Origin of the sequence: Actinosynnema sp. NPDC053489, from assembly GCF_044544865.1 — a bacterium.
Classification (GTDB): Bacteria; Actinomycetota; Actinomycetes; order Mycobacteriales; family Pseudonocardiaceae; genus Actinosynnema.
Genome location: NZ_JBITXT010000002.1, coordinates 523,412 through 542,939 on the forward strand (window position 1 = coordinate 523,412; position 19,528 = coordinate 542,939).

General features: G+C 72.7%; 17 protein-coding genes and 1 pseudogene. 14 read left to right on the top strand and 4 right to left on the bottom strand.

Going from position 1 to position 19,528, the window contains the following annotated elements; all coding sequences use genetic code 11:
• The first annotated feature begins 32 nt into the window (after positions 1–32).
• The 5 genes from ACIGNX_RS05490 to ACIGNX_RS05510 all read left to right on the top strand — a co-directional run bounded on the left by ACIGNX_RS05490 (position 33) and on the right by ACIGNX_RS05510 (position 6,830).
• The gene (locus tag ACIGNX_RS05490; RefSeq protein WP_396536605.1) at positions 33–302 is read left to right on the top strand and encodes a GlsB/YeaQ/YmgE family stress response membrane protein; all 270 of its coding nucleotides are present in this window, start codon (positions 33–35) and stop codon (positions 300–302) included.
• 929 nt (positions 303–1,231) lie between these two features.
• On the top strand, positions 1,232–3,799 hold the full coding sequence (locus ACIGNX_RS05495; protein WP_396536607.1) for a DEAD/DEAH box helicase: 2,568 nt from the start codon (positions 1,232–1,234) through the stop codon (positions 3,797–3,799).
• Positions 3,792–4,598 (top strand): SWIM zinc finger family protein, encoded by an 807-nt coding sequence (locus ACIGNX_RS05500; protein ID WP_396536609.1) that lies wholly within the window; start codon positions 3,792–3,794, stop codon positions 4,596–4,598. The genes ACIGNX_RS05495 and ACIGNX_RS05500 overlap by 8 nt, the downstream gene beginning before the upstream one ends.
• Positions 4,599–4,653: 55 nt before the next feature.
• Positions 4,654–6,360: an acyl-CoA dehydrogenase gene (locus ACIGNX_RS05505; RefSeq protein WP_396536611.1), complete on the top strand. Its 1,707-nt coding sequence runs from the start codon at positions 4,654–4,656 to the stop codon at positions 6,358–6,360.
• A 59-nt stretch (positions 6,361–6,419) separates the two neighbouring features.
• The gene (locus ACIGNX_RS05510) at positions 6,420–6,830 is read left to right on the top strand and encodes an ester cyclase (protein ID WP_396536613.1); all 411 of its coding nucleotides are present in this window, start codon (positions 6,420–6,422) and stop codon (positions 6,828–6,830) included.
• An 87-nt stretch (positions 6,831–6,917) separates the two neighbouring features.
• Here ACIGNX_RS05510 and ACIGNX_RS05515 read toward each other — a convergent pair whose 3' ends face one another.
• A complete protein-coding gene (locus ACIGNX_RS05515) occupies positions 6,918–7,124 on the bottom strand; it encodes a cold-shock protein (protein WP_053717138.1) in 207 nt (68 codons plus the stop codon).
• 245 nt (positions 7,125–7,369) lie between these two features.
• On the opposite strand from ACIGNX_RS05515, the gene ACIGNX_RS05520 reads away from it, so the two are divergent.
• Positions 7,370–7,702 carry a hypothetical protein gene (locus ACIGNX_RS05520; RefSeq protein ID WP_396536615.1) on the top strand — a complete coding sequence of 111 codons (333 nt, stop codon included), beginning with the start codon at positions 7,370–7,372 and terminating at the stop codon, positions 7,700–7,702.
• Positions 7,703–7,725: 23 nt separating this feature from the next.
• On the top strand, positions 7,726–8,448 hold the full coding sequence (locus ACIGNX_RS05525) for a hypothetical protein (RefSeq protein ID WP_396536617.1): 723 nt from the start codon (positions 7,726–7,728) through the stop codon (positions 8,446–8,448).
• Here ACIGNX_RS05525 and ACIGNX_RS05530 read toward each other — a convergent pair.
• On the bottom strand, positions 8,445–8,675 hold the full coding sequence (locus ACIGNX_RS05530; protein ID WP_396536619.1) for a hypothetical protein: 231 nt from the start codon (positions 8,673–8,675) through the stop codon (positions 8,445–8,447). The two genes, ACIGNX_RS05525 and ACIGNX_RS05530, sit on opposite strands and share 4 nt — an antisense overlap.
• Positions 8,676–8,953: 278 nt before the next feature.
• Here ACIGNX_RS05530 and ACIGNX_RS05535 point away from each other — a divergent pair.
• Positions 8,954–9,361, top strand: a pseudogene (locus ACIGNX_RS05535) (winged helix-turn-helix transcriptional regulator); the annotation flags it as partial.
• A 44-nt stretch (positions 9,362–9,405) separates the two neighbouring features.
• Here the strand turns inward: ACIGNX_RS05535 and ACIGNX_RS05540 are convergent.
• Positions 9,406–10,515 carry a sugar ABC transporter substrate-binding protein gene (locus ACIGNX_RS05540; RefSeq protein WP_396536621.1) on the bottom strand — a complete coding sequence of 370 codons (1,110 nt, stop codon included), beginning with the start codon at positions 10,513–10,515 and terminating at the stop codon, positions 9,406–9,408.
• Between the two features lie 311 nt (positions 10,516–10,826).
• Between ACIGNX_RS05540 and ACIGNX_RS05545 the strand changes: the two genes are divergently transcribed.
• Entirely contained in the window at positions 10,827–11,000 is a 174-nt protein-coding gene (locus ACIGNX_RS05545; RefSeq protein WP_396536623.1) for a hypothetical protein, read from the top strand.
• 64 nt (positions 11,001–11,064) lie between these two features.
• Here the strand turns inward: ACIGNX_RS05545 and ACIGNX_RS05550 are convergent, their stop codons facing one another.
• Positions 11,065–14,025, bottom strand: coding sequence for a glycine--tRNA ligase (locus ACIGNX_RS05550; RefSeq protein ID WP_396536994.1), 2,961 nt, complete (start codon positions 14,023–14,025; stop codon positions 11,065–11,067).
• Positions 14,026–14,211: 186 nt separating this feature from the next.
• On the opposite strand from ACIGNX_RS05550, the gene ACIGNX_RS05555 reads away from it, so the two are divergent.
• The 5 genes from ACIGNX_RS05555 to ACIGNX_RS05575 all read left to right on the top strand — a co-directional run bounded on the left by ACIGNX_RS05555 (position 14,212) and on the right by ACIGNX_RS05575 (position 19,426).
• Positions 14,212–16,119, top strand: a complete 1,908-nt coding sequence (locus ACIGNX_RS05555) for an LCP family protein (RefSeq protein WP_396536625.1) — start codon at positions 14,212–14,214, stop codon at positions 16,117–16,119.
• Positions 16,120–16,140: 21 nt separating this feature from the next.
• Positions 16,141–16,806 (top strand): vancomycin high temperature exclusion protein, encoded by a 666-nt coding sequence (locus ACIGNX_RS05560; protein WP_396536627.1) that lies wholly within the window; start codon positions 16,141–16,143, stop codon positions 16,804–16,806.
• A 130-nt stretch (positions 16,807–16,936) separates the two neighbouring features.
• Complete coding sequence (locus tag ACIGNX_RS05565) at positions 16,937–17,419, top strand: helix-turn-helix domain-containing protein (RefSeq protein ID WP_396536629.1); 483 nt, start codon at positions 16,937–16,939, stop codon at positions 17,417–17,419.
• Positions 17,420–17,531: 112 nt separating this feature from the next.
• Positions 17,532–18,710, top strand: coding sequence for a MurT ligase domain-containing protein (locus tag ACIGNX_RS05570; protein WP_396536631.1), 1,179 nt, complete (start codon positions 17,532–17,534; stop codon positions 18,708–18,710).
• Positions 18,707–19,426: a type 1 glutamine amidotransferase gene (locus ACIGNX_RS05575; protein WP_396536633.1), complete on the top strand. Its 720-nt coding sequence runs from the start codon at positions 18,707–18,709 to the stop codon at positions 19,424–19,426. The genes ACIGNX_RS05570 and ACIGNX_RS05575 overlap by 4 nt, the downstream gene beginning before the upstream one ends.
• Positions 19,427–19,528: the final 102 nt, after the last annotated feature.

Consider the following 19,528-nt stretch of genomic DNA (forward strand, 5'->3'; position numbering starts at 1 on the left):
GGCAGACGCGTAGGGCGAGGAAAGGACCTCTCGTGGAGATCACCGGGCTCATCTCGGCGCTGGTCATCGGCTTGGTCATCGGCGGCCTGGGGCGGCTGGTCGTGCCGGGGCGCCAGCACATCTCGATGGTGCTGACGCTGCTGGTCGGCGTCGCGGCGGCCCTGGTGGGCACGTTCGCCGCCTCGGTCCTGGGTGTGTCGGACACACCGGGCATCGACTGGATCGAACTGGCCCTCCAAGTCGGCCTGGCGGGCGTGGGCGTCAGCACCCTGGCCCGCCGCAAGTCCCACCAGATCCACTGACACCACCCGAGCCCGCACCCCTGCCCTCCCCGACCCCGGGCAACGGCCTCACCGGCCGGGTCGGGCCGGGTGCGACCGACCGGCCAGTCCCGCTCGACGCGCCCGCCCAGCGGGTCTCACCACGCGGGCCGGCAGGACGGGGCGGCAGGACGGGGCGGCAGGACGGGGCGGCAGGGCGGGCCAGCGGAGGGCTGGCAGACGGGCTCGGCCCGACAGGACGGGCCTGCGGGGCGGGTCGGCGGGCGGCCAAGACGGGTGTGCGGGGCGGGTCGGCGGAACAGGCTCGGCTGGCAGAACCCGGACCGGTTCTGCCGGGCCGGTTCTGCCCAGCCGGTTGTGGCCAGCCGGTTCTGCCCAGCCGGTTGTGGCCAGCCGGTTCTGCCCAGCCGGTTGTGGCCAGCCGGTTCTGGCCGGCCGGTTCTGCCCAGCCGGTCTGGTCTCGTCAGGAGGGCTCCGACTTTCCCGAACCCGGGCCGGGCTCTACGAACCGGGCTCCTGAGCCGGAGACCCGGGGCGCGGGTGCCGGGCGGGGTGGGGCGGGGACGGTTTCGGGTGGGGCGCATAGTGCAGTGGTGTTCGTGCTGCACGCGTTGGGCGTGAGTGGTGGGCGGGTGGGGGTGTGGGTTGAGGGTTCCCACCTGCCCGGGCGGGTTGCGGGGCGGTTGCCGCGGAGGGCCGTTCGGCACCCGTTCGCGGTTGGTGGGCAGGAACTCCGGGGATTGCTCGGGCAGGCCGGCGGGACCGGCGAGGCCACGGTCCGCTTGCCCTCCTTCGCCGGTGGGCCGGTGCCCTCGCCCGAGTTGGTCCGGGACGACACGGGTGGTCGGCGCGGTGCCCTCCGGTGGCGGGAGTGGGCGGTTCCCGTCCTCTGGGTCGACGGGGTGGTGCCCGAGCCCGCCGACTGCCGGCTCGGGGCTTCCGCGAGGTTCGTGAACGACGCCCTCGGCTTCGCCCGCGACCTGGTCCACCGCGGGCGGGTGCTGCCGGAGGTGGACGGGGACAACCGGGCCCGGTGGCGGGCGGGGTCGTCCGGGGTGGACTCGTTGCGGTTCGCGGCACTCCGGGGCAGTGCGCCGCGGTCGTTCCTGGCCGCCGGGGTGCTCCGTGACGTGATCGAGGAGGTGGTGGATCGGGCGGTCGACCGGGAGGTGCGGGCGTCTCTGCGCGGCGCACGGCCCGGTGGCACGGGAGTCGTGGCCCGCTGGTTGGAGGCGTTGGTCGGTGAGGGCGAACCCCGGCTGGACGGTGAGGTCGGCGCGTTGCGCGCCGGGGTGGCGGCGTGGCGCGCCAACGGGCTCGGCCAGAGCCCCGTCCGGACGTGCTTCCGGCTCGCGTCACCCGACCAGGGCGGCCCGGCGAAGGACGGGTGGCGGGTCGAGTTCCTGCTCCAGGCGGTGGACGAGCCGAGCGTGGTGGTGACGGCCGAGCAGTTGTGGCACAAGCACGACGCGGTGCTGCGGCGGTGGGTCAGCCGGCCCGAGGACGTGCTGCTCGGCGACCTCGGGCGCGCCGGCCGGCTCTACCCGGCGCTGGACCGGGCGCTGTCCGCCCGGCGGCCGGTGGAGCTGGAACTGGACGTCGAAGGCGCGTACGACTTCCTCCGGCACGCCTCCGCGCTGGCCGAGGCGGGGTTCGGCGTGATGCTGCCCTCCTGGTGGCGTCAGCCGCACCGGCTGGGACTGCGGCTCACCGCCACCAGCCGAGGCACGGCGGGCGCGGTCGCGAAGGAGGGCGAACTCGGGCTGGAGGTGCTGGTCGACTACCGGTGGGAGCTGGCCGTCGGCGACGAGCGGTTGACCGAGGCGGAGCTGAAGTCGCTCGCCGAGGCGAAGGTGCCGCTGGTCCGCGTCCGCGGCCAGTGGGTGCACGTCGACCCGAAGCGCCTCGCCGCCGGCCTCGCGTTCCTCGGGCGCGGCGGTGGGCAGATGACGGCCGCGCAGGTCCTGCTGCACTCCGGCCTGCACCCCGAGGACGCCGACCTGCCGCTGCCGCTCACCGGGGTCGACGCCACCGGCTGGCTCGGCGACCTGCTGTCCGGCCAGGTCGAGCACCACCTGGAACCGGTCGGGCACCCACCGGGGCTCGTCGCCCGGCTGCGGCCCTACCAGGCGCGCGGGCTGGCCTGGCTCGCGTTCCTCGACCGGCTGGGCCTCGGCGCGTGCCTGGCCGACGACATGGGCCTGGGCAAGACCGTGCAGCTGCTGGCGCTGGAGGCGCACAACCGCGCGCACGGCAAGCGGCTGCCGACGTTGCTGGTCTGCCCGATGTCGGTGGTCGGCAACTGGCAGCGCGAGGCCGCCCGCTTCACGCCCGACCTCCGGGTGCGGGTCTACCACGGCAGCGACCGGGCGCTGGACACCGACTGCGACCTGGTCGTCACGACCTACGCGGTCCTCGCGCGCGACGCCGGGAAGCTGACCGGTGTCAGCTGGGACCGGGTCGTGCTGGACGAGGCCCAGAACATCAAGAACAGCTCGACCCGGCAGTCGCAGGTGGCGCGCGCCCTGCCCGCGCGGCACCGCGTCGCGCTGACCGGCACGCCCGTGGAGAACCGGCTGGCCGAGCTGTGGTCGATCATGGACTTCGCCAACCCCGGCATCCTCGGCTCGATCACCACCTTCCGCGCCCGCTTCGCCGTCCCGGTCGAACGCCACCACGACGAGGACGCCGCCGTGCGCCTGCGCCGCATCACCGGCCCGTTCGTGCTGCGCCGCCTGAAGACCGACCCGCGGGTGATCACCGACCTGCCGGAGAAGATCGAGGTCACGCAGCTCTGCACGCTGACCCCCGAGCAGGCGACGCTCTACCAGGCCGTGGTGGACGACATGCTGGGCAGGATCGCCGAGTCGGAGGGCGTGAAGCGCAAGGGCCTGGTCCTGGCCACCACGTCCCGGCTCAAGCAGGTCTGCAACCACCCCGCGCAACTGCTCGGCAACGGCTCCCGAGTCGCCGGTCGCTCCGGCAAGCTAGCCCGGTTGGAGGAGGTCCTCGACGAAGCGCTCGCCGACGGCGACAAGGCGGTGTGCTTCACCCAGTTCACCGCGTTCGGCTCGCTCGTGGTCCCCCACCTGGCGACCCGCTTCGACACCGAGGTCCTCTACCTGCACGGCGGCACGCCGAAGCGGCAGCGCGACGAGATGGTGCGGCGGTTCCAGGCGGAGGACGGCCCGTCGCTCTTCGTGCTGTCGCTGAAGGCGGGCGGCACGGGCCTGAACCTGACCGCCGCCAACCACGTCATCCACCTCGACCGCTGGTGGAACCCGGCCGTGGAGGACCAGGCGACCGACCGGGCGTTCCGCATCGGCCAGCGCCGGCACGTCCAGGTGCGCAAGTTCGTCTGCGTCGGCACGCTGGAGGAGCGCATCGACCGGATGATCGAGGAGAAGCGGGGGTTGGCGCAGCTCGTGGTGGGCGCGGGCGAGGACTGGCTGACCGAGCTGTCCACCGGCGAGCTGCGCGAGCTGTTCGCCCTGTCCGGGGAGGCCGTCGGTGGCTGACCGGCACGGCTACCGCCCGCCCGCGCGGCCGATCCGCGTCGAGGGCGGCCTCACGCTGCGCAGCAAGCGCGGCGACGTCGCCCGCACCTGGTGGTCGCGCCGGTTCCTCGAAGTCCTGGAGTCGTTCGGCATGGCCGGGCGACTGAGCCGCGGCCGGGCGTACGCGCGGACCGGCCAGGTGATGAGCCTGTCGCTGTCGAGCAGCCTGGTGGTGGCGCTGGTGACCGGGACGCGCCCCGAGCCGTACCGGGCGCGGATCGGCGTGCGGAAGTTCACCGACGACGAGTGGCGGCGCATCGAGCACGCGCTGGCCGACCGGGCGATCTTCGCGGCCAAGCTGCTGGCCGGCGAGATGCCGCCGGAGATCGAGGACGTGTTCGCCGACCTCGGCCTCACCCTGTTCCCGGCCACCACCCGTGAGCTGCACATGGACTGCACCTGCCCGGACTGGGAGGTGCCGTGCAAGCACCTGGCCGCGACCTGCTACCTGCTCGCCGAGTCGTTCGACACCGACCCGTTCGAGATCCTGGCCTGGCGGGGCCGGTCGCGCGAGGACCTGCTCGACCGGTTGCGCGAGCTGCGCGCGCCCGTCCCGCCCGGGCGACCGGCCGAGCCGGAGCCCGAGGACGACTTCGAGGGCTTCTGGGCACGCCCGCCGGTCGCCGAGGTCGTGCCGGACGTCCCGGAGGCCGCCACCGGGCGCCCGGACGCGCTGCTCGACCAGTTGGGCCCGCTGGACGTGGACGGCAGTTCGGTGACCGACGCGCTGCGCCCGCTGTACCGGCGGCTGGCGGAGTAGCGCACCGGCAAGTTACCGACTGGTAGCGTGCGGCGGCGACGAAGGGAGAACCCCGGTGCTGTTCGACCCGAACACCTACGACCCGCGCCACCTGGACGACGAGAGCCGCCGCCTGCTCCGCGCGACCGTCGACTGGTTCGAGGAGCGCGGCAAGCGCCGCCTCGTCGCCGACGACCAGGCGAAGGTCTGGTACACCGACTTCCTGGACTTCGTCGCGCGCGAGAAGCTGTTCGCGACCTTCTGCACGCCCGCCGCCGAGGCCGGCGGCGACCCCGCCAAGCGCTGGGACGCCGCCCGCAACGCCGCGCTGAGCGAGGTGCTCGCGTTCTACGGCCTCCAGTACTGGTACGCCTGGCAGGTCACCGTGCTGGGCCTGGGCCCCATCTGGATGAGCGACAACGCCGCGGCCCGCCGGAAGGCCGCCGAGCTGCTCGACCGGGGCGCGGTGTTCGCGTTCGGGCTGTCGGAGAAGGAGCACGGCGCCGACGTCTACTCGACCGACATGGTGCTCACGCCGACCGGCGACGGCTTCACCGCGTCCGGCGGCAAGTACTACATCGGCAACGGCAACGTGGCCGGCATGGTGTCGGTCTTCGGCCGCCGCGCGGACGTCGAGGGCCCCGACGGGTACGTCTTCTTCGCCGTCGACCCGCGGCACGAGAGGTTCGAGCTGGTCAAGAACGTGGTCGACTCGCAGATGTACGTCAGCGAGTTCCGCCTGCACGACTACCCGGTCACCGCGGCCGACGTGCTGCACACCGGCACCGACGCGTTCAGCGCCACCCTCAACACCGTCAACGTGGGCAAGTTCAACCTCTGCACGGCCTCCATCGGCATCGACGAGCACGCCTTCCACGAGGCCGTCACCCACGCCCACAACCGGGTGCTGTACGGCAAGCGGGTGACCGACTTCCCGCACGTGCGGCAGAACTTCGTGGACGCCTACGCCCGCCTGGCCGCGATGAAGCTGTTCGCCGACCGGTCGGTGGACTACTTCCGCAGCGCCTCCCCCGACGACCGCCGCTACCTGCTGTTCAACCCGATCACCAAGATGAAGGTCACCAGCGAGGGTGAACGGGTGATAGACCTGCTCTGGGACGTGATCGCGGCCAAGGGCTTCGAGAAGGACACCTACTTCACGATGGCCACCCGGGACATCCGGGCGCTGCCGAAGCTGGAAGGCACGGTCCACGTCAACCTGGCCCTGGTGCTCAAGTTCCTGCCGAACTACCTGTTCCACCCGACGGACTACCCGGAGGTGCCGACCCGGCACGACCCGGCCGACGACGGGTTCTTCTGGCGGCAGGGCCCGGCCCGCGGCCTGGGCGGCATCACCTTCCACGACTGGGAGACCGCCTACCGCGAGCACGCCCACGTGCCCAACGCGGCCCGCTTCCACGAGCAGGCGAGGTCCCTGCGGACGCTGCTCGCCGAGGCCGCGCCCGACGAGGCGCAGCAGCGGGACCTGGACTTCCTGCTCACCCTGGGCCACCTGTTCACGCTGGTCGTCTACGGTCAGCTCGTCCTGGAGCAGGCCGAGATCACCGGCCTGGACGCCGACGTGCTGGACCAGGTGTTCGACGTCCTGGTGCGCGACTTCTCGGCGTACGCGGTCGCGCTGCACGGCAAGGCGTCCTCCACCGAGGCGCAGCAGCGGTGGGCGGTCGGGCAGGTTCGCAAGCCAGTGGTCGACCAGGGCCGCTTCGACCGCGTGTGGGAGCGCGTGGCCGCCCTGTCGGGCGCGTACGAGATGCGCCCCTGACCGCCGACCACGCGGATGCCGTCTTGACTGGTGGGTGCGCGTGCGTGTTTCGTGCGCGCATGACCGACTCGAAGGCGCTGCGGGCACTGCGGGAAGCGATCGTGCTGGAGCACCTGGAGTCGGAGAACGAGCACGAGTTCGACACGGCCGTCGGCGCGTTCGACCACCCGCGGTGGGAGATCGTGGCGACCGGGCAGGTGTTCGACGGCCGCGCCGAGGTCGCCGGCTACTACGCCCGCCTCCGCGACGCGTTCCCGGACCGGCGCAGCACGCTCGTGGAGCTGCACCACGCCGACGGCGCGGTCATCGTGGAGCTGGAGCTGGAGGGCACCCACCTGGGCAGCCTGCGCGGCGAGGAGCCGACCGGGCGGGCCTACCGGGTCCGCACGACGGCGTTCTTCGTCTTCGACGACGCCCGGCTGGTCGGCAAGCGGGTCTACGGCGGCCAGGCGCCCGCGCTGACCACCTGAGCACACGATTCGGGCCGCCACACCCCCGCTGGCGCGGAGGGGTGGCGGCCCGAAAAGATCCAGGTCCTGGTGGTGACCCGGATTAGGTCAGAGCGGTCGAACCGTCTGCGCCTGCGGGCCCTTCTGGCCCTGGCCGATCTCGAACTCCACCCGCTGGTTCTCTTCCAGGGTGCGGTAGCCGTTGCTCTGGATCTCCGAGTAGTGCACGAACACGTCGGCGCCACCGTTGTCCGGGGAGATGAAGCCGAAGCCCTTCTCCGCGTTGAACCACTTGACGGTGCCCTGAACTGCCATCTTGCTACTTCTCCTCTAACAGGTGCCGGATCGCGCTTGCGACCACCGGGTCAGCTAGGGCCCCGGCCCCTCCTGGCGAGGAAAGTTCGGCGCCCGCAACTCCGTTCCGCGAGCGTGGTGGAACACGAACACAGAAAGGTACGACCGAAGACAGTCAACCACGAGAGCCCGCCGGCAGTCGAGCGGAAGAATGCGGCGAGTCGCACTGCTACGGTGGGCGAGGCCGCGATCACAGGGGGTTCCCGATGCCTGAACCGATGTTGGTCACCATCGCCGCGTCGCTCGCCTCGCGCGCCGTCGCCGGGCTGTACGAGCTGGTCCGCGCCAGGTTCGCCGACGACCCCGTCGCGTCCGCCGCGCTCACCGCCGCCGAGGGGACGCCTCCGGACTCGCCGCAGGTCAAGCGGCTCGGCGAGGTGCTGGAACGGGCCGTGCAGGCCGATCCCGCGTTCGGCGCCGAGCTGCGCGCCCACCACGCCGTGACGCAGTCCGGCCGGGTGAACAACCAGGTCACGGGCACGGTCCACGGCACCGTGGTGCAGGCGGGCGACATCACCGGAGGCATCAACATCAAGTAACCCCCGCGGGTGAAGATGGAGGGGTGCCCGCGCTCGACCTGCCCCAGTCCCGGCTGCTGTTCTTCTTCCTCGGCCTGGTGGTCACCTTCGTCCTCATCCGGATCAGCGTCCGCCTGATCAGGGCCAAGGTCCGCTGGTGGCCGGGCAACATCACGCCCGGTGGCACGCACATCCACCACGTCGTGTTCGGCGCGGTGTTCATGCTGCTCGGCGGGGTGATCGGGCTGGCCGTGCCGGACGACCAGCACGGGGTGCGGGTTGCCGCAGCGGCGCTGCTCGGGGTGGGCGCGGCCCTGGTGCTGGACGAGTTCGCGCTGATCCTGCACCTGCGGGACGTGTACTGGACCAAGGACGGCCGGCTGTCGGTCGACGCGGTGTTCCTGGCCATCGGGATGACCGGCCTGCTGCTGCTCGGCGCCCGGCCGCTGGGCTACGAGGAGTTCTACGGCGAGGGCGTGGCCCTGCGGGTGCTGATCCTGCTGGTCAACCTCGCGTTCGCGATCGTGGCACTGCTCAAGGGCAAGGTGTGGACGGGCCTGCTCGGCCTGCTGGTGCCCGTGCTGCCGGAGATCGGCGCGGTGCGGCTGGCCCGCCCCGGCTCACCCTGGGCCCGCTGGCGGTACACCGAGGGCTCGCGCAAGCTGCGCCGGGCGTACCGCCGGGAGGCCCGCCTCCGCCAGCCGCTGATCCGGGTGAAGATCCGGGTGCAGGAGTTCATCTCCGGGCGGCACGACGAGGAGGGCTAGTCCGGCTCGCCGGAGTCGTGCGTCAGCCACCGCACGGGACGGCCCGTGAACAGCACGAACTTGCCCGTCAGGTCGGCGGTCCCGGCCTCGGCGAACGCCCGTGCGGCCTCCTCGGGCGGGTACCGGCTCGTCACGGCGAGGACGTCCGCCGCGGCGGGTGCCCGGCCGGCGCGCTCCACCTCGCACTCGGCGGTCACGTACCGGCAGGGGAACGTCGGCTGCTGCACGCACGGGCTGAACGCCCCTGCCGCGATAGGCGTAGAACACGGGCACGGTCAGCGGTGGGCGGTCGGGTGAGGAATTCGTCACGTTCGGCCTCGGTCAGGCTCCGGCCCACGGCGCTCAGCCCCCGTGCCCGGCGCGCGGGAACGCACCCGGGCCGACACGTCCGCCCGGGCCCGGCTCGTCCCGGGCGGCTTGCCGCTCCCGCGGCGGGACGACGGTCGGTCGGGCCGTCGGGCACCTCCAAGTTCCCCGAGGGAACCCTCCCGGCCAGACCGTGCCCGTGCAGCGAACCCGGTTCGGCGACATGGCCTGCTCGATCGCGCGCACCATGGACGTCGTGGGCGAGCCGTGGTCGCCGCTGATCCTGCGGGACGTCCACGTGGGCATCTCCCGCGAGGTGCTCGCCGAACGGCTGCGGTGGCTGGTCGGGCAGGGCGTGCCGGACCGGCGCGAGTACTCCGCGAAACCGCCGCGCCACGAGTACGTGCTCACGGAGAAGGGCACCGAGCTGGTGGAGCTGGTGGTGGTGCGCTGGGGCGACCGGTGGACGGCCGGCGAGGCGGGCCCGCCCGTGCTCTACCGCCACCACGCCTGCGGCCGGGTGGCGCACGTGGAGCTGCACTGCTCCGAGTGCGGCGAGCCGATGGGCCCGGGCGACGTCGACGTGCTGCCCGAACCCGGCAGCACCGACCCGGCAGCACCGAGCCGGCAGCACCGAGCCGGCGGCGCCGGTCAGCCGGTGACGATGCCCAGCTCGGCGCAGTCGTCGGCGAGGTCGCCCGCGCACAGGTCCGCCGGCTTCACCACGCTCTCGGCCACGAGCGTGCGCACGTTCTCGCGGGTGATCAGGTCCGCGCCCAGCAGCACCGACTTCACGTCCCGCTTGGCCACCAGGTCGCGGGTGTTGCCGGTGGCCAGGTCGTCCGCGCCGCTCAGGTCGCCGCGCGCCACCGCGATCGCCAGCCGCGCCGCCGCCTCGGCCTCGTCCCGGATCGGCTTGTAGACCGTCATGCACTGCTCGCCGCGCAGGATCGCGCGCAGGCCCTCGACCGTGGCGTCCTGACCGGTCACCGGCACCCGACCGGCGAGGCCCTTCGCCTTGAGCACCTCGATCGCCGCGCCCGCCAGCCCGTCGTTGGCGGCGACCACGCCGTCCACCGCGTTGCCGTTGGCCGAGAGCATCTGCTCGAACGCCGCCTTGCCGAGCACGGGGTCCCACTTGTCGATGGCCTTGCCGTCCAGCAGCCGCAACGCGCCGGAGTCGTACTTGGGGCCGAGCTTGCGGCGCTGGCCGTCGAAGAACAGGGTCGCGTTGTTGTCCGTCGGTGCGCCCTGCAGCTCGATGATCCGCGCGCCCGGCTTGTCGCCCAGGCACTTCAGCAGCCCCTCGGCCTGCAGCTCGCCGACGTTGAGGTTGTCGAACGAGACGTAGTAGTCGGCCTGGCCGCCCAGGCTGATCCGGTCGTAGTTGATGACCGGGATGTTCGCCTCCCGCGCCTTGCGCTCCACCGCCGCGCCGCCCTCAGGGCTCAGCGGCGTCGTCATGAGCACCTTCACGCCGGCGGCGATCATCTGGTCGGCGATGCTCGCGAACTTCGCCTCGTCGCCGTCCGCGTTCTCGATCCTGCCCTCGATGCCCGCGAAGTTGAGCGCCTGCAGCAGCAGCCGCCGGTCCTGGTCCTCCCACCGGTCCGACGAGGAGCGGTCCGGCAGGATCACGCCGACGACCGGCTTCGGGGCCCGGTTGCCCGTGGGCGGCGCGAGGGGGTCGACCGACGTCCCGCACGCTCCGACGAACAGGACGAGGAGACCGCAGGACGCGGCTCTGAGTAGCCTTCGCATTCGCCAACCCCTTGCCGGGCACATCAACGTCGACGGCGTGAATAACGGAATGTTGCGGAATTCCAACCCTTGGGGTGCAGGTTCGTCAAGACGTAGCAACCCGACGACGCCAAATGGTCTGTAACATTCAGTTCACCGACCGCTCCGGAGCGTTGAAACCCCAGCTCACCCCCCTACCGACGCCCGGATGTCACGCTGTGCACCCGATCGGCTACAAAAGATGCGGTGTCGCGGGTCGGCGCTTGATCACGTAATTTGTACGCAAAGGTGGCGCCGACCGATCCCGGTCGGGTGTGTGAGGAGAAGACAGCGTGAGAATCATCCCCGCAGCGCTGGTGGCCGCGACCGCAGCGGCTCTGCTCGCCTTGGGCGCCGGAACAGCCGTCGGCGCCGGACAAACCGCACAGGACAACACCGTCGTCAACGCTCCTGTGTCATCCGGCGGCACCCGGGTGATCGCCCTCCAGGACAACCGCGACTGGTAGTCCGGGAGCGTGGGATCCCCGCCACCGGGACGACCCGGGGGCGGGGACCTCGGCATGTCCGGGTTCAGCCCAGGGCCGTGCCCAGCGCCTGCCAGTCGAGCACCGGCGCGGCCAGGTCGCGGATCGCGGCCAGCAGCCCGAGCCTGGCCCGCTTCACGTCCGCGTCCTCGGCCATCACCAGCACCTCGTCGAAGAACGTGTTCACCGGCCCCGTCAGGCCGCTCGCGGCGGCGGCGAACGCGGCCGGGCCCGTGACGCCGGCGGGCACGTCCGCGACCGCCTTGTGCAGGGCCACCTCGGCGGGCTCCACGAGCACCTGCGGGTCGTACTCGCCCACCACGTCCGCGGGCACGATCCGGCGCACCCGCTGCAACGCGGCGACCAGCGCGGCGAAGCCCGGGTCGCCCGCCAGGTCCGTCAGCTCGGCCAGCGCGGCGTCGGCCACCGCGGGCGCGTCGGCCAGCGGCAGCACGGCGTTGACGAACCGGTGGTCGTGCCCGGCGTCGAGCAACTGCTGCTCGTAGCGCCGCACGGCGAACTCGCGGGCGGTGTCCAGCGCCTCCGCCGACACCTCCCACCGCTGCTCCTCGATGCCCTGCGCGGCCAGCGCCAGCGCCTTGGTCAGCGTGATGCCCTTCAGGTCGGGGAACGCCCGCAGCACGCTCACCGCGCCCAGCGCGGCCCGCCGCAGCCCGAACGGGTCGGAGCTGCCGGTCGGGTTGGCGCCGATGCCGAACAGGCCGGCCAGCAGGTCGAACCGGTCCGCCAGCGACAGCAGCGCGCCGGGCGTGGACGACGGCAGCGCGTCGCCCGCCGAGCGCGGCAGCTCCATCTCGAACAGCGCCCGCGCGACCTCCGGGGTCTCCCCCGCCCGCTCGGCGTACTCGCGGGCCATCACGCCCGCCAGGCTCGACAGCTCGATCACCATCTGCGAGCCGAGGTCGAACTTGGCCAGCTCGCCCGCGCGCGCCAGGGTCTCGTCGGCCGCGCCGACCTCCTCGGCCAGCCGCCGCGCCAGGACCGCGATCCGACCCGCGCGGTCGGCCATGGAGCCCAGCTTGTCGGCGAACGTGAGCTTCTCCAGCCCCGCCTTCATGTCCTCCAGCGGCGTGCGCAGGTCGGCCCGCCAGAAGAACGCCGCGTCCTCGTACCGGGCCCGCAGCACGGCCTCGTTGCCCGCGCGGACCAGGTCCGCGTCCACCTCGCCGTTGGCCACGGCCACGAAGTGCGGCAGCAGCGAGCCGTCCCGCGTCCGCACCGGCAGGTACCGCTGGTGCTTGCGCATCACGGTCGTGAGGATCTGGGCGGGCAGCTCCAGGTAGCGCTCCTCGAACGAGCCGAGGATCGGCGTGGGCCGCTCGACCAGGTTCGTGACCTCGTCCAGGACCCCCTCGAAGTCCACGACCCCGTCGACGGTCGCCGCCAGCTCCTCGGCGCGGGCCACCACGGCGTCCCGGCGCACCCGCGCCGAGGCGTCGATGCCGTGCCCGGCCAGGAACTCCAGGTAACCGTCCGCCGTGGACACCTCGACCACCGGCTCGGCGGCGGTGCGGTGCACGCGGGTGCGCGGCTCGGCGGCCAGCGAGGACACCGCGACCGGCACGGGCGTCGTGCCGAGCAGGGCCAGCAGCCACCGGATCGGGCGGGTGAACGACAGCTTCGGGTCGTTCCACTTCATGTTCTTCTCGGCGCGCAGCTCGGACACCACCTCGGCGAGCAGCCCGCTGAGCACCTCCACCGCGCCGCGACCGGGGTCGGTGCGGACCAGGGCGACGTGCTCGACGCCGTTCTCGGTGACCCGGCCCAGCGCCTCGACGGCCACGCCCTGGCCGCGGGCGAAGCCCTGCCCGGCCTTGGTCGGGTTGCCGTCGGCGTCGAACGCGGCGGACACCCGGGGACCGCGCACGGTCTTCTCGGCGTCGGGCTCGCGCGGCGCGACGTCGGGCACGAGCACCACGACCCGGCGCGGGGTGCCGTGCGCCTCGACCGCGCCGTGCGCCAGCCTGGTCGCGGCCAGCTTGTCCGCGACCGCCCGGGCGACCGCCTCGACGGTGCGGGTCACCTCGGCGGGCGGCAGCTCCTCCGTGCCGATCTCGAACAGCAGCGTGGCGGGCTCGGCGACCTCCGCGAACTCCGTCGGCGGCACGGCCGGCGCGGGCGCCTCGGCGAGCCCGAGGGGGTGGCCCAGCTCCTCGCGGCGGGCCGCCCACAGCGCGGCGACCTCGCGGGCGAGCCCGCGCATCCGGCCGAACGCCCGGGCCCGCTCGGTGGTGCTGATCGCGCCGCGCGCGTCGAGCACGTTGAACGCGTGCGAGCACTTGAGCACGTAGTTGTGCGCGGGCACGGGCAGGCGGGCGTCCAGCATCCGGCGCGCCTCGGCGGCGTACTCCTCGAACAGCCGCTTGTTCGCCTCCACGTCGGCGTCGTCGAGGTAGTAGCGGCTCATCTCGTACTCGGCCTGGCCGAACGCCTCGCCGTAGGAGATGCCGGGCGCGTAGGCGATGTCCTTGAAGTGGTCGACGCCCTGCAGCGCCATCATGATGCGCTCGATGCCGTACGTGATCTCCACCGACACCGGGTCGAGCGACATGCCGCCCGCCTGCTGGAAGTAGGTGAACTGGGTGATCTCCAACCCGTCCAGCCACACCTCCCAGCCCAGGCCCCACGCGCCCAGGGCGGGCGAGGCCCAGTTGTCCTCCACGAACCGCACGTCGTGCGCGCGCACGTCGATGCCGAGCGCTTCGAGGCTGCCCAGGTACAGCTCCTGGGGGTTACCGGGGTCCGGCTTGAGGATGACCTGGAACTGCGTGTGGGTCTGCAACCGGTTGGGGTTCTCGCCGTACCGCGCGTCGTCGGGCCGCACGCTGGGCTCGACGTAGGACACCCGCCACGGCTCCGGACCCAGCACCCGCAGCACGGTGGCCGGGTTCAACGTACCGGCGCCGACCTCGGTGTTGTACGGCTGCACGACGACGCAGCCCCGTTCGGTCCAGTACCTGGTCAGCGCGAGCAGCGCATCCTGCATGGTCAGCACGGTGGCAGTCTACGAACGCCGGCCCGCGCACCTCACAATCGGGTAACCGTCCTGGTCAGGCGGCCCACGGGCCGGTATCACCACGTCCGGCGCCGCCGTTGTGCGACGCTGGTGGGCAACCCGGGGGGCGTGCCATGCGTCCAATGGCCCGTACCCGGGTACACGGGAGGAGTGGGAGTGGACAACCGGCCGCCGAGGCCAGGCGAACCCGACGGGTTCCGCAGGCGACCCGTTCCACCTCGGGCACCCTCCGCGGGCCAACCGCCGCACGGTCAGCAACCGCCGCGGCGCGGCGAGCCGGGGCGGCGCGGTCCGGAGCACCCCCCGGCGGACCGCCGCGGGTCCGGCCAGGTCGGGCGTGGCCCCGGCCAACCGGAGCGCCCGGTCGGCGACCGCCGCGCACCCGGTCACCCCGAGCGCCGCGCGGGACGCCGCGCACCGGACCAGACCGAGCGCTTCGCCGACGAGCGCCGCGCCCCCGGCGAGCGGTCCCGGCCGACCACCAGGGCGGCCGAACCCGACGGCCGCCGGCCCGCCGCGCCCCGGCGCGTCCCCGCCACCCGCCCGCGCCCTACCGCCGGGCCGCCGCGGCGCCGACCGCCCGAGCGCCCGACCACCGGCGGCGCGATCTTCGGCCGGTCGCTCCTCGCGCTGATGTCGGTGGCCGTGCTGGTGGGCACCGGCTACGCGTGGGCGAACCTCAGCACGCTGCTGAGCGAGATCAGCACCACCGACGTGATCAGCGACGCGGGCGGCGGCGAGAAGCCCGCCGACGGGTCGGTCGACATCCTCATGGTCGGCATGGACAGCCGCACGGACTCCAAGGGCAACCCGCTGCCCCAGGAGATCCTCAACGAGCTGCACGCGGGCAACGAGAACGACGGCGGGCTGAACACCGACACGCTGATCCTGATGCACGTGCCCAACGACGGCGGCAAGGCCGTCGCGGTGTCGTTCCCGCGCGACTCCTACGTGCAGATCGCCGGTGGCTACGGCCGGCACAAGATCAACTCGGCCTACGGCTACGGCAAGAACGACGCCGTCGCCAAGTTGCAGCGCGAGGGCGTCACCGACCCCGCGCAGCTGGAGGTGCGGTCCCGCCAGGACGCCGCCAAGAACCTCATCGGCACCATCGAGAACCTGACCGGCGTCACGATCGACCACTACGCCGAGATCAACCTGGTCGGGTTCTACGAGATCACCAAGGCCGTCGGCGGCGTGGACGTGTGCCTCAACCAGGCGACCCGCGACGACATGTCGGGCGCGAACTTCGCCGCCGGGCAGCAGCGCATCCAGGGCCGCGAGGCGCTGGCGTTCGTGCGGCAGCGGTACGGGCTGCTGCGCGGCGACCTCGACCGCATCGTGCGCCAGCAGGTGTTCATGGCCGGCCTGGCCAAGCAGATCCTCTCCGCGGGCACCCTGTCCGACCCCGGCAAGCTGCGCGCCCTGATCGACGCGCTGACCAAGTCCATCGTGCTGGACAAGAACTGGGACGTGCTGCGGTTCGCGACCCAGATGAAGGACCTGACCGGCGGCAGCCTCAAGTTCGAGACCATCCCGACCGGCAACCCGGAGCTGGCCACGCCCGAGGACGGCACCGCGATCGAGGTCAACGAGCGGGACGTCAAGAAGTTCTTCAAGACCCTCAGCTCCGACCCCAAGGCCGTCGGCAGCACCGCCCCGACCGTGGACAACGCGGCGGTGACCGTCGAGGTCCGCAACGCCTCCGGCACGCCCGGGCTGGCCGCCCGGGTGCTCCAGTCGCTGGTGGCCGAGCGGTTCGTGGACGGCGGCACGGACAACGCCGCGCCCCTGGACGTGTCGGTGGTCCGCTACGGCGTGGGCGGCGAGGCGGGCGCGGAGGCCGTCTCCGAGGCGCTGGGCGGGCTCGACCTCGAGCAGGACGCCAACGTCCCGGCGGGTCGCGTGCGGGTGTTCGTGGGGGCGGACTACTCGGGGCCGGGCGCGCAGAACCTCGCGGGCGGGCCGCTGGTCGGGCTGGACGGCGCGCGGAGGCAGCAGCCGGACACGTCGACCACGACCGAGCCGCCCATCACGGCGGACGGGGTGCGCTGCGTCAACTGATCGTCCACCGGGGGGCAGGTCGTGAAGGGGTTCTTCGAACGCGTCCGCTGGAAGCGGGTGCTGGTGGCGCTCGGCGTGCTGGTGGCGCTCGCGGCCACGCCGTGGGTGTGGGTGCGGACCTCCAGCGCGCCCTACGTCCACGGCGCGGCGGACGTGCCGGACGCGCCCGTGGCGCTGGTGCTCGGCGCGGGCCTGACCCCGTCCGGCACGCCCTCGGCGTTCCTGGCGGGCCGGCTCGACGTGGCCGCCGACCTGTACCGGCGCGGCAAGGTCGAGGTGCTGCTGGTCAGCGGCGACAACAGCAGCACCGACTACGACGAGCCGACCGCGATGCGCACCTACCTGATCGGCCGGGGCGTGCCCGCCGGGGACGTGGTGGCCGACTACGCGGGACTGGACACGTGGGACTCGTGCACGCGCGCCAAGCGGATCTTCGGCGTCGAGCGGGCGACCGTGGTGACGCAGGAGTTCCACCTGCCCCGCGCGGTGGCGCTGTGCCGCTCGGCGGGCATCGAGGCGTCCGGCGTGGGGCACGACACGTCCGACTTCCCGTCGGTCACCGCTTACGGCGAGTTCCGCGAGGTGTTCGCGGCGGCCAAGGCCATGTGGGACGGCGTCGTCGCCAAGCCGGACCCCCGCTTCCTGGGTCCCCGGGAAAGCGGTGTCACCCGCGCTTTGGAGCGGTGAAACTCTACTTTAAGTACTACTTGCTTAGCCCGATCGGGCGATAAATCGGACAACTCGCGTAAGCGATCGCACTGTCGCGCTTTCCATCTCCGTGGGGTCTGACGGGCCCCGGCGGACTGGAGGATCGACGGTGCAGATCGACACAGCGGCGTACCAGCGCGTGCTCGGTGATGAGCTCCGCAGCCTTCGCAAGCAGCGTGGATGGACCCGCAAGGAGCTCAACCGCCGGCTGCAGAGCGACATCTCGCTGCAAACCCTGGCCACGTACGAACTCGGCACCCGGCAGTGCTCGGTGGTCCGGTTGGTGGAGATCTGCGTCGCGCTGGGCGTGCCCGCGCACGAGGTGCTCGCCCGCGTGCACGAACGCGTGTTCGGCGACGCGCCCGCCGGGCACCTCTCCGTCGACCTGTCCACCGTCGTGGCCGACACCCGGCCCCAGCTGATGCCGCTGCGCCGCTGGGCCCAGGGTCGGCTCGCCCACCTCGTGCCCGGCCAGCCGCCCGAGGTGCACCTCGACCTGCCCGCGCTGGAGTACATGGCCCAGTTGTGCCAGCTCAGCACGGTGGACCTGATCCGGACCCTGCGGGAACTGGAGCACCACGGTCCCCGGTAGCATCGGGGTTCCCCCTCCCCTGACAGATCCGGGAAGTCGGTTGCCGAACACTCCAGGTGCAGACCCAGCCCGACTGCCGCTGCGCACCGCCGCGGCCGTGCGACTGGGCAACATGAGTTCCAAGCTGTCGCAGAAGATGGGCCTGGGCGCGGGCGGCATGATCGGCGGCCGGGTCGCGCTGAGGCTCGACCCGCAGGCGCTGGCGCACTTGACGTCGGGCCGCCAGGTCGCCCTGGTGACCGGCACCAACGGCAAGACCACCAGCACGATGATGCTGAGCCGCGCGGTGTCGTTCCTGGGCGAGGTCGCCACCAACCACGGTGGCGCCAACATGCCCGACGGCCACGTGACCGCGCTGTCCAAGCAGCCCGACGCGCCGTACGCGGTGCTGGAGGTGGACGAGGGGTACTTCCCCGAGGTCGTGCGCGCCGCGACACCCGCGGTGGCGGTGCTGCTCAACCTCAGCCGCGACCAGCTCGACCGGGTCGGCGAGGTGCGCACCATCGAGAAGTCGCTGCGCACGGCGCTGACGTCGGTGACCGGCGTCGTGGTGGCCAACTGCGACGACATCATGGTGACGTCGGCGGCCCGCGACTCGGCGGACGTGGTGTGGGTGGCCACCGGCACGGGCTGGCACAACGACGCCGCCTCGTGCCCGCGCTGCGGCGACCCCATCCGCTGGGAGGGCGAGCACTGGCAGTGCACCGGGTGCGACCTGGCCCGGCCGCGCCCGCAGTGGGTGACCGGCGACGGGTACCTGGTGACGCCGCAGGGCGTGAAGGTGGAGCTGGCGCTGCGCCTGCCCGGGAAGTTCAACCAGGCCAACGCCGTGATGGCCACGGCCGCCGCCGTGTCGCTCGGCGTGCCGGTCGAGGAGGCCGTGCAGCGGTTGCGCGCGGTGTCCAACGTGGCCGGTCGGTACCGGACGATCCAGCGGTCCGGGCACCGGGCGCGGCTGCTGCTGTCGAAGAACCCCGCCGGGTGGAGCGAGACGCTGACCGTCGTGCGGGAGGCCGACCACCCGGCCGTGCTCGTGATCAACGCGCACGAGGCCGACGGGCGCGACCTGTCGTGGCTGTGGGACGTGCCGTTCGAGCGGCTGCGCGGCCGGCAGGTCATCGCGTCCGGCGAGCGGGCGACGGACCTGGCCGTGCGGCTGACCTACGCCGAGGTCGAGCACACGATCGTGCCGGACCCGCTGCTGGCGATCGACGCCATGCCGCCGGGCCCGGTCGAGGTGATCGCCAACTACACCGCATTCCGCGACCTGAACGCGAGGGCCGCCCAGTGACCACCAGCAAGGTCCAGATCGCGCTCGTGCTGCCCGACCTGCTGGGCACGTACGGCGACTTCGGCAACGCGGTCGTGCTGGAGAAGCGGATGACGTGGCGGGGCATCCCCGCCGAGATCGTGAACATCCGGTTCGGCGAGCCGGTGCCCGAGTCGTGCGACATCTACGTCGTCGGCGGCGGCGAGGACACGGCGCAGACGTTGGCCGTGCGGCACCTGCGCGAGCACCCGGGCATGCAGCGGGCGGCGGCCCGGGGCGCGGTTGTGCTCGGGGTGTGCGCGGGCATCCAGATCTTCGGCGAGTCGTTCACCCGGGCGGACCAGGTGACCCACCCCGGTCTCGGGCTGCTCGACTCGACCTCGCACGCGGGCGGCAGCCGTGCCATCGGCGAGGTCGTCGCCACCCCGGCGGACGGGCTGTTCGAGGGCCTGCTGACCGGGTTCGAGAACCACCAGGGCCGCACCGTCCTCGGGCCGTCGGCGCGGCCGTTGGCGCACGTCAAGGTGGGCACCGGCAACGACGGCTCGGTGGAGGGCGCGGTGCAGGGGCGCATCCTGTGCACCTACCTGCACGGTCCCGTGCTGCCGCGCAACCCGCAGCTCGCCGACCTGCTGATCGAGTGGGCCACGGGCACGAAGCCCGCCCCGCTGGAGCTGCCGGACGTGACGCGCCTGCGCGCCGAACGGGCCAAGGCCGCGGGCGTCACCCTGTCCTGAGCGTTGAACTCGGGGTGCTCGAACGCAGGACTCTCGCGCTCCGAACGTAGGACTCTCGCGAGAGTCCTACGTTCGCGCCCCGTGTGTCGAACGCTCAGGCCC

Excerpts from the sequence above, each read along its gene's own strand:
- ACIGNX_RS05550 (WP_396536994.1), bottom strand. The coding sequence starts at position 14,025 with ATGCAGGATGCGCTGCTCGCGCTGACCAGGTACTGGACCGAACGGGGC.
- ACIGNX_RS05570 (WP_396536631.1), top strand. The coding sequence starts at position 17,532 with ATGAGTTCCAAGCTGTCGCAGAAGATGGGCCTGGGCGCGGGCGGCATG.
- ACIGNX_RS05515 (WP_053717138.1), bottom strand. The coding sequence starts at position 7,124 with ATGGCAGTTCAGGGCACCGTCAAGTGGTTCAACGCGGAGAAGGGCTTC.
- ACIGNX_RS05510 (WP_396536613.1), top strand. The coding sequence starts at position 6,420 with ATGACCGACTCGAAGGCGCTGCGGGCACTGCGGGAAGCGATCGTGCTG.
- ACIGNX_RS05540 (WP_396536621.1), bottom strand. The coding sequence starts at position 10,515 with ATGCGAAGGCTACTCAGAGCCGCGTCCTGCGGTCTCCTCGTCCTGTTC.
- ACIGNX_RS05520 (WP_396536615.1), top strand. The coding sequence starts at position 7,370 with ATGCCTGAACCGATGTTGGTCACCATCGCCGCGTCGCTCGCCTCGCGC.